The 15,067-nt window shown below is 43.1% G+C and carries 20 protein-coding genes; 5 read left to right on the top strand and 15 right to left on the bottom strand.

Annotation, left to right across the window (positions count from 1 at the left end; all coding sequences use genetic code 11):
• A partial coding sequence (locus tag LHW48_04780) for a hypothetical protein (GenBank protein MCB5259777.1) occupies positions 1 to 220 on the top strand: 220 nt, incomplete at its 5' end.
• A gap of 96 nt (positions 221 to 316) precedes the next feature.
• Here LHW48_04780 and LHW48_04775 read toward each other — a convergent pair.
• The 15 genes from LHW48_04775 to LHW48_04705 form a co-directional block, all read right to left on the bottom strand.
• Complete coding sequence (locus LHW48_04775) at positions 317 to 691, bottom strand: holo-ACP synthase (protein ID MCB5259776.1); 375 nt, start codon at positions 689 to 691, stop codon at positions 317 to 319.
• Positions 688 to 1,155: a methylated-DNA--[protein]-cysteine S-methyltransferase gene (locus tag LHW48_04770; GenBank protein MCB5259775.1), complete on the bottom strand. Its 468-nt coding sequence runs from the start codon at positions 1,153 to 1,155 to the stop codon at positions 688 to 690. The genes LHW48_04775 and LHW48_04770 overlap by 4 nt, the downstream gene beginning before the upstream one ends.
• A 73-nt stretch (positions 1,156 to 1,228) precedes the next feature.
• Positions 1,229 to 1,582 carry a 50S ribosomal protein L19 gene (gene rplS / locus LHW48_04765; protein ID MCB5259774.1) on the bottom strand — a complete coding sequence of 118 codons (354 nt, stop codon included), beginning with the start codon at positions 1,580 to 1,582 and terminating at the stop codon, positions 1,229 to 1,231.
• A 239-nt stretch (positions 1,583 to 1,821) separates the two neighbouring features.
• Positions 1,822 to 2,514, bottom strand: a complete 693-nt coding sequence (trmD, locus tag LHW48_04760; GenBank protein ID MCB5259773.1) for a tRNA (guanosine(37)-N1)-methyltransferase TrmD — start codon at positions 2,512 to 2,514, stop codon at positions 1,822 to 1,824.
• The gene (locus tag LHW48_04755) at positions 2,504 to 3,052 is read right to left on the bottom strand and encodes a hypothetical protein (protein ID MCB5259772.1); all 549 of its coding nucleotides are present in this window, start codon (positions 3,050 to 3,052) and stop codon (positions 2,504 to 2,506) included. Before LHW48_04755 ends, trmD begins: the two co-directional genes overlap by 11 nt.
• Positions 3,053 to 3,283, bottom strand: coding sequence for a KH domain-containing protein (locus tag LHW48_04750; GenBank protein MCB5259771.1), 231 nt, complete (start codon positions 3,281 to 3,283; stop codon positions 3,053 to 3,055).
• 23 nt (positions 3,284 to 3,306) lie between these two features.
• Positions 3,307 to 3,582, bottom strand: coding sequence for a 30S ribosomal protein S16 (rpsP, locus tag LHW48_04745; protein MCB5259770.1), 276 nt, complete (start codon positions 3,580 to 3,582; stop codon positions 3,307 to 3,309).
• A 296-nt stretch (positions 3,583 to 3,878) separates the two neighbouring features.
• A complete protein-coding gene (locus LHW48_04740; protein MCB5259769.1) occupies positions 3,879 to 5,078 on the bottom strand; it encodes an ABC transporter permease in 1,200 nt (399 codons plus the stop codon).
• Positions 5,068 to 5,991, bottom strand: coding sequence for an ATP-binding cassette domain-containing protein (locus LHW48_04735; protein MCB5259768.1), 924 nt, complete (start codon positions 5,989 to 5,991; stop codon positions 5,068 to 5,070). Before LHW48_04735 ends, LHW48_04740 begins: the two co-directional genes overlap by 11 nt.
• A gap of 297 nt (positions 5,992 to 6,288) precedes the next feature.
• Positions 6,289 to 7,173: a hypothetical protein gene (locus LHW48_04730; protein MCB5259767.1), complete on the bottom strand. Its 885-nt coding sequence runs from the start codon at positions 7,171 to 7,173 to the stop codon at positions 6,289 to 6,291.
• Positions 7,170 to 9,143 (bottom strand): asparagine synthase (glutamine-hydrolyzing), encoded by a 1,974-nt coding sequence (gene asnB / locus LHW48_04725; GenBank protein ID MCB5259766.1) that lies wholly within the window; start codon positions 9,141 to 9,143, stop codon positions 7,170 to 7,172. The genes LHW48_04730 and asnB overlap by 4 nt, the downstream gene beginning before the upstream one ends.
• Positions 9,144 to 9,189: 46 nt before the next feature.
• The gene (locus LHW48_04720) at positions 9,190 to 9,840 is read right to left on the bottom strand and encodes an HAD-IA family hydrolase (protein MCB5259765.1); all 651 of its coding nucleotides are present in this window, start codon (positions 9,838 to 9,840) and stop codon (positions 9,190 to 9,192) included.
• Positions 9,837 to 10,664, bottom strand: a complete 828-nt coding sequence (gene rsmI / locus LHW48_04715; protein MCB5259764.1) for a 16S rRNA (cytidine(1402)-2'-O)-methyltransferase — start codon at positions 10,662 to 10,664, stop codon at positions 9,837 to 9,839. Before rsmI ends, LHW48_04720 begins: the two co-directional genes overlap by 4 nt.
• Positions 10,665 to 10,677: 13 nt before the next feature.
• Entirely contained in the window at positions 10,678 to 11,871 is a 1,194-nt protein-coding gene (gene kbl / locus LHW48_04710; GenBank protein MCB5259763.1) for a glycine C-acetyltransferase, read from the bottom strand.
• 192 nt (positions 11,872 to 12,063) lie between these two features.
• Positions 12,064 to 12,201, bottom strand: coding sequence for a hypothetical protein (locus LHW48_04705; GenBank protein ID MCB5259762.1), 138 nt, complete (start codon positions 12,199 to 12,201; stop codon positions 12,064 to 12,066).
• 62 nt (positions 12,202 to 12,263) lie between these two features.
• Between LHW48_04705 and LHW48_04700 the strand changes: the two genes are divergently transcribed.
• The 4 genes from LHW48_04700 to LHW48_04685 form a co-directional block, all read left to right on the top strand.
• Positions 12,264 to 13,409: an acyl-CoA dehydrogenase family protein gene (locus tag LHW48_04700; protein ID MCB5259761.1), complete on the top strand. Its 1,146-nt coding sequence runs from the start codon at positions 12,264 to 12,266 to the stop codon at positions 13,407 to 13,409.
• The gene (locus LHW48_04695) at positions 13,410 to 13,736 is read left to right on the top strand and encodes a PAS sensor protein (GenBank protein ID MCB5259760.1); all 327 of its coding nucleotides are present in this window, start codon (positions 13,410 to 13,412) and stop codon (positions 13,734 to 13,736) included.
• A complete protein-coding gene (locus tag LHW48_04690; GenBank protein MCB5259759.1) occupies positions 13,723 to 14,280 on the top strand; it encodes an epoxyqueuosine reductase QueH in 558 nt (185 codons plus the stop codon). The genes LHW48_04695 and LHW48_04690 overlap by 14 nt, the downstream gene beginning before the upstream one ends.
• Positions 14,252 to 15,067, top strand: an 816-nt coding sequence (locus LHW48_04685) for a hypothetical protein (protein MCB5259758.1), incomplete at its 3' end; no start/stop codon positions are given. The genes LHW48_04690 and LHW48_04685, both read left to right, overlap by 29 nt.

Below are 15,067 nucleotides of genomic sequence, written 5' to 3'. Positions count from 1 at the left end.
TCAGACTGCTGGAGTTGCCGGTCCTGAAGGCTCCAGGGCAGAATTGCTTATGTATGGTATGCATGATTGTGACGCCATCAAAGAACTTATAATGAGTCATATCCAAATGCCCGACTCGGATTTGCCGCAGAAACCAATTGCTCAAACGATTGATAATGGCATATTTCAAGCTATCTTGGAAGAACTTACTAAGATTCGCAAAAAGATGGAGAACAACTAAGTTTATTAGATATCATATTCCGTTGCAAGTACTGCCTTACGCAGCTAGGATAACACTTCCTCTATCTTACTTAGTTTCCTATATGTTGGAGCTATTTCATCCTTCTAAAACTACTTGGGCAATTGCGTATTCTTTTTCGTGGCTCAATGATATTTGTATATTCAATACTCCCATTTGTTCTGCCAATTGCTTAGTAATACCAGATAAATACAGCTCTGGTTTACCGGAATCGGTGTTCAAGATTTCCATGTCTCGCCATGAAACTCCCTTATCCCAACCCGTTCCCAAGGCCTTCATGAACGCCTCTTTTGCAGCAAAACGTGCAGCATAGCTTTGTGCCGGAGATGCTTTAGAATTGGCATAGCTAGCTTCATTAGGGGTAAACACTTTTTCAGTAAAGCGGGGATTTGTGTTTATTAATCTGGCTACCCGCCCTACATTTACAATATCTACTCCAATTCCAACTATCATAATGATTCTCCATACTTGTGTTCTATTGCTAGCAGCATCCTCTTAATCTTTTTGCCTACAGCAAAGCCACCAATTTCCCCAGATTTTGCTATTACTCTATGACAGGGAATAATTATCGCCATTGGATTTTTATTCAATGCATTCCCAACTGCACGTTGAGCAGGAGGATTTCCAATTCGGCTTGCCAAATCCTGATAGCAAATTGTTTTGCCGTATGGAATCTTGAGTAATTCTTCCCACACCATAAGCTGAAAGGGTGTTCCAGTGGCAAAATATGGTAAATCAAACTGCTTGCGAACACCTTTAAAATACTCATCAAATTGCCGGATAATCTGTTGCTCAAAATCAGATTCCACCAGCTTGTTAAGTGCTTTTGTACAAAATGAAATGCCCATAATGGTTTCTTCTTCTATTTCAATTTCCAAAACTATCCCCGGCGTGCTGTAATATAGTATTCTCTTCATAACACTCCTTTGCTAAAAGAGAAAGCCCCTCGATACAAATTGAACCAAGGGGCGAATGAGTGTTTTACGGTAACTAAGCGGTAAATCTTCTGCGTTCTTTGATTCTCCCCGCTTTTCCCTTAGCCTGACGCAGATAGAAGAGCTTCGCTCTGCGAACTTGGCCATGGCGTATAATTTCAAGCTTATCGATATTGGGTGAGTTTTGGGGAAATACTCTTTCCACTCCCACGCCACTTGAAACTTTTCGTACGGTGAAGGATTTGGAAACGCCAACTCCACGTTTTTGGATCACGATACCCTGAAAAACCTGGATACGTTCCTTGCTGCCTTCTTTTATTTTATAATGGACTTTCACGGTGTCTCCAACTCGGTATTCCGGAAAGTCGGTTCTGATTTGGTCTCTGCCTATTTGTTGCAGAATATCCATTGGGTTCCTCCCATATATATACTCGGAGAAGCAGGATCCTGAGTTGTTTGGCGCGGCGCAAAGCACAGCTCAATTACCAAACTAGGTTTCTGCGCATAAAACCCGGCTGAGCGCTGTGATTCTGAACCTTATCAATGCCATGCCGATTGTGGGCAGGCTTCTCAAAACACCGGTATTGCCGGTAAGTTCCGCGCGTAACAGTAATTGTAATGATTTTGGATCCCCGCTTTCCTGATTGGTTACTTATTTCCCTTAGGGTTATGTTCACATAAATCCGGTCTGCGGATTTTAGTTAAAAGTTCTGCTTGGGCTACTGCCCATTGTTCAATTTTTGCGTGATTCCCTTCCCTTAACACTGCAGGAACTTGTTGTCCCATAAATTGTTCTGGTCGGGTATAACACGGAAATCCAAGCTTGCCATAATAAAAAGAATCGCTTTTTGCACTTTCGATATCACTCAATACACCCTCTTGCAATCTTGCCAGTCCATCAATAAACACTTGTGCCGCCAGTTCTCCACCACTTAGCACAAAGTCTCCCAAAGATATTTCATCACTTACCGCTAAACGGCGTATGCGCTGATCTATTTCTTTGTAATGCCCACATACTAGAATCAAGTGTGATTCACTGGCATAATTGAGCAAAATCTTCTGATCTAACCGTCTTCCCTGCGGTGTAAAGTAAATAACCGGAGCAGGACCTGCCTTCAATTTGGCTTGAATTGCATCCCAAAGCGGTTGAGGAGTAGCCACCATACCGGCAAATCCACCGTAAGGATAGTCATCTACACAATGGTGTTTATCCGTGCTATAAGCCCGGATATCATCCAATTCCACTACTATCGCTTTTTTTTGGATTGCTCTAGATACAATGCTGGTACCCAAAAAACTGGTAAATGCCTCCGGAAAGAGGCTTAATACATCAATTTTCATCTTGGTTAATTAACAATAACCCGTCTCTGATGGTCATGCCGTTAGCAGCCAACAAGTCTTCCATGTTTCTAAGGAAGATTACGTCGCTCTGCATCCCTTCATCTTCAAGATAGTGATCCACAAAAGGTACCATCAATTCAATCTCGAGATCTGTGGCTATAACCAATACATCCTGAGCTCCATTAAAAAATACATCCACCACACACCCGAGCAGGTTACCTTCATACACGGCATCATGCCCCAATAGCGTTTCATCATCTGATTCTTCACTATCATCTTCCAGGGCTAGGATGGCTTCTTTGTGGAGTTTGCGTTCTTCGGCTATGCCGTCTTCTGCAAATCGCACCCACATCTTTTTATCACGTAGCTTCTTATCGCATATAGTTACGTAAAACACTCTATTTTCTTCAAAGATCAAATACAGCTCTTCTATGTGATTAAAGCCTTCTTTATATTCCGGCTTGATCATCACATGGTGCCAACCGTCGCTGTCCCTTCCGCCCAGTCTGCCTATTCCGATAAGGTGAGGGGCAGTCATTTACTCAATGATTTCCAGTTCGGCGCGCTTTCCTTGCTTGGTAGATACTGCGTTAATAATTGTGCGGATAGCTCCAGCTGTACGTCCTCGTTTCCCTATTACCTTTCCTATATCGGTTTTAGCTACACGAAGTTCAAATATTGTTACCTTACCACCAGTGATCTCGGTGATTGACACTTCACTGGGATCGTCCACAAGAGCTTTAACCATGAATTCAATGAGATCTTTCATGCTTCACCTCGATATCCTGTTTGTTATTCTGCTTTGGCGATTTTTCGTTCGTGCCAGATCTGTAATATTCCGGCTTTACGCAACAGTGAACGTACTGTATCAGTAGGCTGTGCACCTACAGAAAGCCAGTAAATCGCGCGTTCTGTTTCGATATTGATTTTAGAGGGATCCGGCTTGGGGTCATACCAACCCACACATTCCAAGTATTTACCACATTGTTTTACGCGAGAATCCACGGCAACAATCCGGTAAAAGGGCTGATTTCCAGCTCCCATCCGTCTCAGTCTCAGCTTGACCATTATTTCTCCTTGCTTATTATCAGATAGATTTTCTATGTTATAGCATTAATTTTAGAAACGCTGTTTCCGTCAAGGAAAAAAAACATTGCCCTGGCTTATAGGATAGAGTCTAACCACAATCCCTTACTTCGTGTATACATCTATATCAGCAGATAACTCCTGACCATATATTAACTGCCTTATTATACAATACCTCCACATGTTTTTTTACCTTGCCGCCAAAAAACAAGCCAACAGATTTTAGCCCCTGATAGATGGTGGTCTAAGGCATTCCCTCCGTAAAATAATACGGTAGCTTAATCTTTGTATCGCAGCCAGCGCATCATTTCACCAAAATTCGCCGTTTTACCATACATTAACATACCAACGCGGAAGATTTTGGCTGCCAATCGGGAAATTAAATATATGGATGCTAAAAGCAATACTGCGCTTAGAAGTATCTCCCACAGTGGGATTTTTACAAATACCGATCTTATCACCACAGCCATAGGACTGGTGAGTGGAAACAAGCTGGCAAATCTGGATACCAAGCCATCGGGATTCTCTATTATAGGCGCAACAAAGAGGATGGAAAACATGGGCAACATCATTGCCAGGCTTTGAGTATTCCCAGCGCTTTGCATATCGTCCATTGTGGCTCCAATGCTAACATAGATTGAGCTATATAGCATATATCCACCCAAGCCAAAGAAAAATACCATCCCCAGTCGGCTGGCTTGAAGAGCGTCAAATACAGGAAAGTTTAGAAAATAGATGACTCCGGGAATGCTGACAAACAGCCAAAAGACAATCTGGATAAATGCCAACAGAAAGTGACCGATTATCTTGCCTTGCATCAAGCTAGCGGGTTTGATGGATGAAAGTACAATCTCAGCCATTCTGTCCCGGCGCTCTTGCAGCGCACTCTGCATCAGCATCGTACCTGCGGAGAAGATCATAATAAACACCAAAGCCATGAATACTACCGAAACCACTATTACGTTTTTATCCAAGGTTTCCGCTTTTTCCAAAGCGTTGCGGGTAACCTTTACTTCCTCCTTAAGAAACGCTAGCTCCTCTTCATCTAAGCCAAGCTCTTGCATGCGATGTGCACCAAGCATACCGTTTAAAACAGAGCGAATTAGCCCCAGTTCTTCATGATTCAACTTGTTGTAATAATAGCTTATTTCTCCGCTATGCCAAAAATCCCTATCAATCAGAATATAGCCAGATGCCTTTTCATTGTATATCTGTTCGGGTAGATCATCAATATCTTCTGCTTCTTTCAAGATAATGTGAGGCTCTGCAATCCCGGCTCGTAATTGTTCCAATATCCCCAGCTCATCAACTATGTAGAAAGTAGTTTCGCGTGGTTTATCCAATATTGCCAACAGAGTAGGAATTGCCATTAGGGCTACTATTATTACCGGAGTTATCACCAAGCTGATGAGATACTGCTTGTTAGTAAGGTACCGCATCAATTCCCATTTAGCGATCTTTAAAGTATCACTTTTCATCGCTTGCCTCCTTGGCTATCTTTACAAAAATCTCATGCAAGCTTGTTTTTGCCAAGCTCAGTTCCGATAGACCAATATCTACTGGAATCTCTTTAAGTAGGCTTTGAGGATTCATTCCCTCTTTCATGAGAAGCTCCACTGAATTCTGTCCATTTTGGACTACACTTGCCACCGTAGGTAATGCTGATAGTCGTTGCATTTCTGCCTCTGCCATATCCTTCAGCTTCAGTTTTATTGCAAAACTGCCATAAAGATCCTGTAAATCAGTGATCCTGCCAAAGAAAAGCTCCTTTCCGTGATTGATGAGGAATATCTTATCGCAAAGCTCTTCCAGAATGTTCATTTGATGTGAAGAAAGTAAGATAGTGACGCCACTATCTGCCAAAGCTCTTAACTCGTACTTAAAAGTATCTTGGCTTACGGGGTCCAGACCTGAAAAAGGTTCATCCAATATTATATACTGGGGCTCGTGAATTACCGTAGCGATAAATTGGACTTTTTGTGCCATGCCTTTCGAGAGTTCTTCCACTTTACGATTGGCGTATGCAGTTAAATCAAACTTCTTCAGCCATTTATATGCTCGCTGGGTTGCCGTATTCCTATCCACGCCTTTCAGCCCTGCCAGAAACCGTAAGATGCCGATCACTTTGGATTCCTTGTACAAACCTCGTTCTTCCGGCAGATAGCCAATTGCAGAACACGGAATTCCCTGACTTTTCTGATCCAAAAACTCAATCTTACCGCTATCTGGGGCAGTAATACCCATAATCATGCGAATAGTTGTTGTTTTCCCCGCTCCATTGGGTCCCAAAAAACCCATGATCTCACCACTTTGCACAGAAAAACTGATATGATCTGCAACCAGTTTATTCGCATAGCTCTTACAAAGTTCACATACCTGTAAGCCGGGCATAAACTCTCCTTATATTAGTATCATTGGTTTTGGCAAAAAAATTCGTCAGATCTAAGCTTACTATAAAATAATAGACTTAATCTATTACAATACTTTCTTACTAAGTCCTTTGTCAAGAAATAATTGGCTTATCAGTGTGGAACTCCCAATAAAAATTACGCCACCTTAGGGCATTGGGGTGGCAGATAGCAGTTGCTATAAAGATCACAGACCTTTAATGGATGTGGGCATAGCATTTAACCATATTAGTAAACTTAAAGATGAAGCTTCTAGTGCGAAAATGCCAACAGTGATGGATCAATTCAAAAGAAGATCCCACATACTAAGCGGAATTGAGCCTTCATATTCGTAAGGAGTACTCATATCTAAGCCCATGGCATCGATAAGTATTGTACCTTTTACAGTGTATTTCACTTCTCCCTTAAATACTCCCTTCACTGCGCCAAAAGCGGATTTTAGGTTTGAGAGTTCGAAAACCATACTGCCATCCCTGTAAAACACATCTTCATTGAAATTCAATTGGCTTTTTAGGTTTCCCGAGCCTACTTTTTTACCATTGATGAAGATTTCTGCGGGAAAGCCTTTCAGATTGAAACTGAAGCCGTATGGATTAAGCAGAATAAACTCTGCATTCAACATAGATTTGCTTAAGCCATAATTATCTACATAAGTTCTGGTAAGCTTAAACAGATCCTGCCCTCCGGCATTAAGGCTGGGAATAATGTGCATCAGATGGTCTTTGATTTCCAAGCAGTAGGACTCTTCAAAATCGAACTTCTTGGAGATTCCCATTGCCTTCCCTTCACCTTTTCCAGAGATGAAGAATTGCAGGTCGTGGTTAATGCTACTCACCATTTGGATCAGGGGACGGGTTTGAATGCGTACCGTAAAATCCAAATTGATGCTTTTCTTGCCCGGTAGTTCGATATCTTTTTGCAACACTGCCATGCCCACTCGTTCCCGGTTCATATTCAATAGATCAAGATCCAGTTTGCTCAAACGGATATTATATGAATTGGGATTGTGAACAATTATTGAGACTACTAACAGAGTATGATCCACAGAAATGGATTGTACTTTCAGGTCTTGGATCTTTTCCACTGTGGGCGTTTTGAAAAAGAAGCGACACCCGCCAAAAAGCATTGTCACCAGTACAGCAACAAAGATAGATTTTAGTTTCATTTTTCCTCTGTAAATACTCGGAACCACAATTCCAGCGATATTATGTTGAAAAGCATCTCGGCATCGCTACTATTACCTGCCAGATACTTTTGCCAGCGTTGATGGATTTGTGGAAGATTCCAGATGCTACGGTTCCGAAACTGACTTGAATACAAAATATCTTCTATATAGCCTCGCAAGGGACCTCTCATCCAATTGCTATAAAAGGGACTGCCAAATATCCCTTTAGTTTTTCGAGAGAAAATCTCGGATGGGACACAATCTTGTAGGGCTTTGCGATGCAATACTTTTTGATATGGAGGCTGAATCTTATAATGGGCGGGAAGACTAAATACAAATTCCACCAGCCGGTGATCTAAAAACGGCACTCTGCTTTCTACGCTATGTCCCATACTCATGCGATCTTCAAAATGCAACAATGTCTGTAGCGAGGTGCTGTGCATCATGTTATACAGAAAATTCGCCAGACGCGAGCCCTCGATATTGCCGATGCTACGTAATAGCTTACCTCCTGCTTCGTCTTGAGCAGATTTCACAAAATCACGATGAAACGGTTCGAAACGGTAATAGCGGGATTCCAGATCATAAAGGGCAGATTCTGGCAAAGCCGTACTCATGGCAATCTTGCCCAAATCTGCTAAAGCTTTTAGAGGATGCTTATTCACGAAATGAACGATTTCTCTACCAAACCCATGCCATTTAAAACTTCGTAACAGATCGGCGAAATAACGATAAGTAGCATGACGGTATCCGCCGGAGATCTCATCTGAGCCTTGCCCGGAGAGCAGTACTCTAATGCCTTCTTGATGGGTTTTCTGCATTAAAGCATACTGACTTACAAAGCCTGAAGCCACCGGAAGATCATTTAACCAAACTGAGTGCTTCCACCAGGCGATAGCATCGTCGGAATGGGGAGATATATAGTTGGTTTGCACTCCGGTATGGGCAGCAATTATCTCTATGTAGGGGCGTTCGTCAAAGAGAGGATCATCGTCGTAAAAAACCGAAAAAGTACGCAAGCGATAGGGTAGCATGTGTGCTGCAGAACAGACAATAGCACCAGAATCCATACCCCCCGAAAGTGCCGCTGCTACCGGAACGTCGCTACGCAGTTGCAGTTTAAGGCTGTCTAAGAATAACTCGCGATACTTTGCTTTTGCCTCTTCAAAACCCATGTCATTTCGCTCAAAATTCTCAATATCCAGATGGTAGTATTCCTCTAAGCGAACACTACCCTCATGAACAATCATATTGTGCCCGGGTTTAAGCACCTGAACTTCCTGCCAGTAAGTTTCATCGTCGTAAGCCATAAGAGAATTAATCTTCATGCTGCGCCAAATCATGGCGTGGTTTAACTCTCGCTTGAGCGGAGCTTCTAGCAATTGCTTAATTTCCGAGCCCCAATACAGCATATCTCCTACGCGGCAAAAATAAAATGGTTTGATGCCAAAACGGTCTCGACTCATGAAAAGTCTCTTGCTTTTCAAATCCCATATACTGAACGCCCACATGCCGTTTAATCGGTAAACACATTCATCGCCCCAAGCATGAAATGCCTTAATGATTACTTCTGTATCGCTATGGCTGAAGAATTGGTAGCCTTTAGCTTGTAGTTCTGCTCTAAGTTGAATGTGATTGTAGATTTCACCGTTAAAAATTATGCTAAGTCCCAGTTCCTCATCGTACATAGGTTGATGACCACTTTCCTGGAGTTCAACGGTAGGCAGACGGCGAAAACCGAACCCCAGCCCTGCCGTTGGATCTCCAGCACATTCAGTCATATGTCCTTTTACTTCCAGGCTGCTATCTTTACCACAGAAAGGCATGGCGCGCTTCCCGGCAATATCGAAAAGCATATAACCTTCATCATGAGGTCCGCGATGAACAATCTGCTTAGTCATCTGCTTAAGGATATTGTAATCTATCTTCTGTTGATTGCTAACGCTTACGATTCCGGCAATTCCGCACATTGCTAACCTCCCTTAAATCACTCAAGTGGCAAGCTGGATAAGAAAGTCATGATAAATCAGTATGAATAAGCTTTTTTACTACTTCTACAATTTGGTAAGGCTTATCCACCAGATAATCGGGATCCTTTTGCACCAACAAGTCTGTAGTGTGAAACCCCCAACTTACCGATATAATGCGCAAACCACATTTATGAGCAGCGATAATATCTCTAATCTCATCGCCTACATAGATTACGTTATCGCTTTTTAGCTTGTGTTTTTTTAGTTGTTTCCTGATGCTATTGTGTTTCTTTAAGATGCCGGAAGTACCTTCTACCCAGTTGAAATGGTTTAAATGGTGATGTTGCAAAAAATACCAGACGTTTTCGTTGCTATTCGAGCTTAACAGTGCCATGGGACATTGCATTGAATTAAGCTCTTGCAGCATTTCCCGAATACCTACAAACGGTTCCAGTTCGTGAATGAGATGGCGATATTCTATCAGTGCCGTAGGAATCAACTTGGGCAATTTATAAAAGGGAATCTTTAGGTATTTAAGAGCCTTGGGAATGCTCATGCTACGCACTTTGGCAAAATCTTCCTCACTAAGGGTATCCAAACCAAATCTGGGTGCCAGATGGTTGGCAATCTTCAACCCCAAATGGATGGAATCCGCTATAGTTCCATCAAAATCAAACAGTAAAAAAGGCAAGCTCATTTGCGGTGCTCTAGAACGTATTTGTAGGCCGTATTTTTACTAATGCCAAAGCGATCCGAAAGCTCTGCAGCTAAGTCCTTACTCTTCTTGCCAGCCCCAGTTTGAAGCATTTTTTCTGCTTCTGCATTGGGAAACTTTATCTCAAGAGCCGGCGCAGCATCCACTACTATTACAAATTCACCCTTTTCGGTGATCTTGTATTCCTCTACTATCTCCTGCAATTTGCCTCTAACACACTCTTCGTGTAGTTTTGAAATTTCGCGGGCAATGGCTATTTTCCGTTCTGGAAAGTAGCACAGCATTTCGGCCAAAGTCGTCTTTAAATGATGTACGCTCTCATATATAATGCTGGGATGAGGGTATTGGGCAACTTGCCTTAGCACAAAGTCCCGCTCTTTTCTTTTGGGAGGCAGAAAGCCTAAAAACTGGAAAGCTTGAGTATTGAAGCCGGAAACGCACAGAGCGGGAATAAGCGCCGTAGCGCCTGGTAGCGCCTGTACAGTGTAATCTCGGTTAATGGCTTCAGCAACCAAAGCCTGCGCAGGATCGGATATAGCAGGAGATCCCGCATCTGATACAATGGCAAGATCCTCTCCCTTTTCCAAGTACGCAAAGATACTTTTCTCTCTGCTACGTTCGTTGAATTTATGAAAACTGAGCAGTTTGGGCGGCTCAATTTCAAAATGATTAAGCAGAAAAGCCGTCTTGCGAGTATCTTCACAAGCAATCAGGCGAACTTGGGCAAGTAGCTCCAGCGCTCTGAGGGTGATATCTTTTAGATTCCCAATAGGAACCGGCACTAAAAATATCACCCCTTTGCGCATCGTAATCTAAAAGCTATTTTATGAGTCCGAGTTCTTTGCCTACTTTAATAAAAGCAGCAACGGTTCTATCTAGATCTGCGCGGCTGTGAGCGGCAGAAAGCTGCACTCTTATGCGAGCTTTGCCTTTTGGAACCACAGGATATACAAATCCTATTACGTACACACCTTCTTTAAGCAGCATATCTGCCATCTTTATTGCCAAAGGCGCATCGTAAAGCATAACCGGAACTATGGCTGTATTGCCGGATACGATATCAAAACCTGCATCAATCATCTTCGCACGGAAATACTTGGCGTTATCCCATACTTTGTCGCGCAGTTCGGTTGAGCTGCTGAGCAGATCCAACACTTTCATCGTAGCTCCCACTATCGCCGGGGCGAGTGTGTTAGAGAATAGGTAGGGACGGCTACGCTGGCGTAAAAGCTCAATAATCTCTTTGCGTCCGCTGGTGCAACCACCGTTTCCACCCCCCATGGCTTTACCAAAAGTTGTGGTAATAATATCCACTCTATCTTGAACGCCAAACTGTTCGGGGGTACCGCGTCCTGTTTTCCCTATATATCCGGTGGCATGACTATCGTCTACCATCACTAACGCATCGTATTTATCTGCCAAATCGCAGATTTCGTCCAGCTTTGCCATGTCTCCATCCATCGAAAACACACCATCGGTGCAAATTAGGCGATATCTCATGTCCTGAGCATCTTTCAAGGCATCTTCGAGTTCTTGCATATTGGAATGTTTATAACGATAGCGTTTTGCTTTGCACAAACGAACTCCATCGATAATGGAGGCATGATTCAATTCGTCGGATATAAGGGCGCTATCCTCGCCCAAGAGTGGCTCAAACACACCGCCATTAGCGTCGAAACAAGCTGCATAAAGGATTGTATCCTCTGTTTGTAAAAAATTGCTGACCGCTGCTTCCAGATCTTTGTGAATCTGTTGAGTTCCACAGATAAAACGCACGGAGGCCAGACCGTAACCCCAAGAACTCATGATCTCTTGAGAGGATTTGATCACTTCGGGATGGTTGCCCAAGCCTAAGTAGTTGTTAGCACAAAAATTCAAGGCTTTACCGCCACCAGCAACGCCGATTTCGGCTCCCTGAGGAGTTGTGAGGATACGTTCGTTTTTGTAAAGCCCTTGTTCTTTTAGTTCTACAAAAAGGTTTTGCAGATCTGTTTTCATCTTGTTGTAAGCCATTGATTCTCCCTTTATGTATGGAATTATATGTTTATGCGCATATTTTCGAAATCCAGAATTAAGTCAATAGAAATGTGTGTTTCCACCTATGAGATTAGCGTTATAAGACACTCAAGGCATTAACGAAGAATTATCAATGTTTCAAGCAGATATCATCCCTAATATACAGGATAATCTCGGGACTAACCTTCTTTAATAATAGCTTGAAGCAGTGGTTAATCCATGTGGATGATATAGTGTAACAATGTTTTGGTCGCCAATTAGTATCCCAAGAGTAAGGAATGACGCATCCCAGCCAAAATCGGAAAATACCAACTTTACGCTTGACACATATCCGCTTCTCCCTGAATGATGTTCTTTTACTAAGTTATAATCAATTATAGGAGATACACATGGATTACTTTTTAACCGATGACCAACTTGAAATGCAGGAAATTGCTCGCAGAATTGCCAATGAAAAGATGAAACCACTTTCTGAACATTACGACCAAGAAGGCATTTTCCCCTGGGATATCGTTGAAGTGATGCGTCAAAGCGACCTATTTGCTGTCCTGATCCCTGAAGAATATGATGGGATTAGTGGCAAAGTGATGGATCTGGCTGTAGTTACCGAAGAACTTTGTACCGTAGATGCCGGAATTGCACTTGCATTTGGAGCAACGGGCTTGGGAATGTACCCCATCCTAATTGCCGGTTCTGAAGAACAAAAACAAAAATATCTGCCTATTATTGCAGCAGGAGAACAGCTTGCCGCTTTCGCTCTAACCGAAGCCAACGCCGGAAGTGACGCCGGTGCTATCGAAACTACAGCGCGTAAAGAAGGCGACTATTACATCCTCAATGGTACCAAACAGTGGATTACCAACGGAGGGGAAGCCGGGATTTATACCGTTTTTGCTATGACCGATAAGACTAAGGGTGCCAGAGGCTGCTCCTGCTTTATCGTGGAAAAAGACACACCGGGATTCTCATTTGGGAAAAAAGAGAACAAGATGGGCATCCGTTCCAGCGCAACCAGAGAATTGATTTTTGAAGATTGCAAAGTGCCGGCATCTAACCTTTTAGGTCGCGAAGGCACAGGATTTATTACCGCCATGAAAGTATTCGATAAATCTCGCCCGATGGTTGGCTCTCAGGCTGTGGGAATTGCCCGCGGTGCTTTCGAGGCTGCTGCGCGCTATTCCAAGGAGCGTCAACAATTTGGCAAGCCGATCTCCAGTTTTCAGGCAATTCAATTCATGTTGGCAGATATGGCAACTCAGATCGAAGCAGCGCGAGCTTTAGTATTTCAAACTGCCAAGATGGTGGATTCCGGAGCGCGTAACTATGCCAAAGAAAGCGCCATGTGCAAATACTTTGCCAGCGATGTAGCCATGAAGGTTACCACCGATGCCGTACAGATTTTGGGTGGATACGGCTACATGAAAGAATATCCCGTTGAAAAGATGATGCGCGATGCCAAGATTTTGCAGATATATGAAGGAACCAATCAAATTCAACGCTCTATTGTGGCTTCCAACCTACTCAAAGAGTTCTAAATGAAAGATTGGGTAAAGGAACTGCCCGTTTCTATTACCGTATGCGATGTAGACGGCATTATCATTGAGATGAACAACAAAGCAAAAGCCACGTTCGGCGGCAAAGATCGCATTGGCGAAAGCTTATATGACTGTCATCAGCCTCGCAGCATAGAGATGATCAGGAATATGCTGAAAAGCGGAGAACCGCACACCTATACGATAGAAAAAGCCGGCATGAAGAAATTGATTCACCAACAAGCATGGTATAAGGATGGAAACATCGCCGGATTGGTAGAGTTTTCTATAATCCTTCCACCCGAATTGCCCCATTATAAACGTGACTAAGCTACTAATCCACACTTGCTGCGCCCCTTGCTTGATTGCCCCGCTTACTAAGCTCAAGGAACGAGGATATCAGCCGGCTGCTTTTTGGTATAATCCCAATATCCACCCCCTTTATGAATATCAAAAACGGCGCAATACGTTGAGAGAATATGCCGCCAAAGAAGGTTTCGAGCTTATTGAGCAAGACGATTACGGGCTGCTTGATTTTTTACAAAATACTTTAGATAAGATTGATGACCGTTGTGAATATTGCTACAGAATCCGCTTGGAAGCTACGGCAAAAACGGCATCAGAAAAAGGCTTTACAGCTTTTAGCACCACCCTGCTGTATAGCCGCTATCAAAACCATGAGCGCATCATTGCAATATGCGAAGAACTGGCGAACCAATACAATATTCAGTTCTTCTATGAAGATTGGCGTAAACTGTGGCAGGAAGGAATCCGGCTCTCTAAGGAAGCAGGAATGTATCGTCAACAGTATTGTGGCTGCATTTTTAGCGAAGAGGAACGTTACCGTGAGCAAATACGACGAAATAGATCTTAGAAAACTGAAAACTTACTCTATTGCCGAGCGTGTCAGCAAAGTGGAAACAGGGCATTTTGCCCAGATAGGAAAAGTGGATACTAGTCCTTTGCTGGACTGTCTGCCAGGAATATTGAGTGCCAAAGATATTCGGGAACTTGTTCAAGCATGTAAACAAGCTAAAACCAAAGGGAAGCCCATTATTATTGGTATGGGCGGACACGTTATCAAATGCGGACTTGCTCCCCTTATCATAGAGCTGATGCAAGCAGGTTATGTGGCAGCGGTGGCGGTAAACGGTTCCGTTGTAATTCACGATTATGAGATTGCCTTTTGGGGAAAGACTTCGGAAGATGTATCCAAATCTCTCGCCGATGGTTCCTTTGGTATGGCTTTTGAAACATCTTATGGAATAAACACTTGCATTACCAATGGCAGCAAAGCCGGGATGGGCTTAGGTGAAGCAGTAGGCGAGGAGATTATGCGCAAAGCTCCCAACCGTGACCTTTCTCTTTTAGGAATGGCGTATAAATACAATATCCCAGTTACTGTACACGTTGCCATAGGTACAGATATCATTCACCAAACCCCTTGTGCAGATGGCAAAGCTATTGGAGATTGTTCTTTGAGGGATTTCCGCATTTTCTGCAATATGGTGGCAAAACTCAATGCTGGAGGTGTTTACTTGAACTTTGGCTCCGCCGTTATCCTTCCCGAAGTGTTTCTTAAGGCTCTTACGGTAGCCAGAAACATAAGCGGAGAAGTAAAAGATTTTTATACCGCTGTATTCGATATGAATCGCCATTAC

The organism is Candidatus Cloacimonadota bacterium (assembly GCA_020532355.1).
Lineage (GTDB): Bacteria > Cloacimonadota > Cloacimonadia > Cloacimonadales > Cloacimonadaceae > UBA5456.
This window is presented reverse-complemented; position numbering and strand designations above follow the sequence as displayed.

Coding starts and splice junctions, on each gene's coding strand:
- LHW48_04775 (MCB5259776.1), bottom strand. CDS start 691: ATGATAGTTGGAATTGGAGTAGATATTGTAAATGTAGGGCGGGTAGCC.
- LHW48_04770 (MCB5259775.1), bottom strand. CDS start 1,155: ATGAAGAGAATACTATATTACAGCACGCCGGGGATAGTTTTGGAAATT.
- rplS (MCB5259774.1), bottom strand. CDS start 1,582: ATGGATATTCTGCAACAAATAGGCAGAGACCAAATCAGAACCGACTTT.
- trmD (MCB5259773.1), bottom strand. CDS start 2,514: ATGAAAATTGATGTATTAAGCCTCTTTCCGGAGGCATTTACCAGTTTT.
- LHW48_04755 (MCB5259772.1), bottom strand. CDS start 3,052: ATGACTGCCCCTCACCTTATCGGAATAGGCAGACTGGGCGGAAGGGAC.
- LHW48_04750 (MCB5259771.1), bottom strand. CDS start 3,283: ATGAAAGATCTCATTGAATTCATGGTTAAAGCTCTTGTGGACGATCCC.
- rpsP (MCB5259770.1), bottom strand. CDS start 3,582: ATGGTCAAGCTGAGACTGAGACGGATGGGAGCTGGAAATCAGCCCTTT.
- LHW48_04740 (MCB5259769.1), bottom strand. CDS start 5,078: ATGAAAAGTGATACTTTAAAGATCGCTAAATGGGAATTGATGCGGTAC.
- LHW48_04735 (MCB5259768.1), bottom strand. CDS start 5,991: ATGCCCGGCTTACAGGTATGTGAACTTTGTAAGAGCTATGCGAATAAA.
- LHW48_04730 (MCB5259767.1), bottom strand. CDS start 7,173: ATGAAACTAAAATCTATCTTTGTTGCTGTACTGGTGACAATGCTTTTT.
- asnB (MCB5259766.1), bottom strand. CDS start 9,143: ATGTGCGGAATTGCCGGAATCGTAAGCGTTAGCAATCAACAGAAGATA.
- LHW48_04720 (MCB5259765.1), bottom strand. CDS start 9,840: ATGAGCTTGCCTTTTTTACTGTTTGATTTTGATGGAACTATAGCGGAT.
- rsmI (MCB5259764.1), bottom strand. CDS start 10,664: ATGCGCAAAGGGGTGATATTTTTAGTGCCGGTTCCTATTGGGAATCTA.
- kbl (MCB5259763.1), bottom strand. CDS start 11,871: ATGGCTTACAACAAGATGAAAACAGATCTGCAAAACCTTTTTGTAGAA.
- LHW48_04700 (MCB5259761.1), top strand. CDS start 12,264: ATGGATTACTTTTTAACCGATGACCAACTTGAAATGCAGGAAATTGCT.
- LHW48_04695 (MCB5259760.1), top strand. CDS start 13,410: ATGAAAGATTGGGTAAAGGAACTGCCCGTTTCTATTACCGTATGCGAT.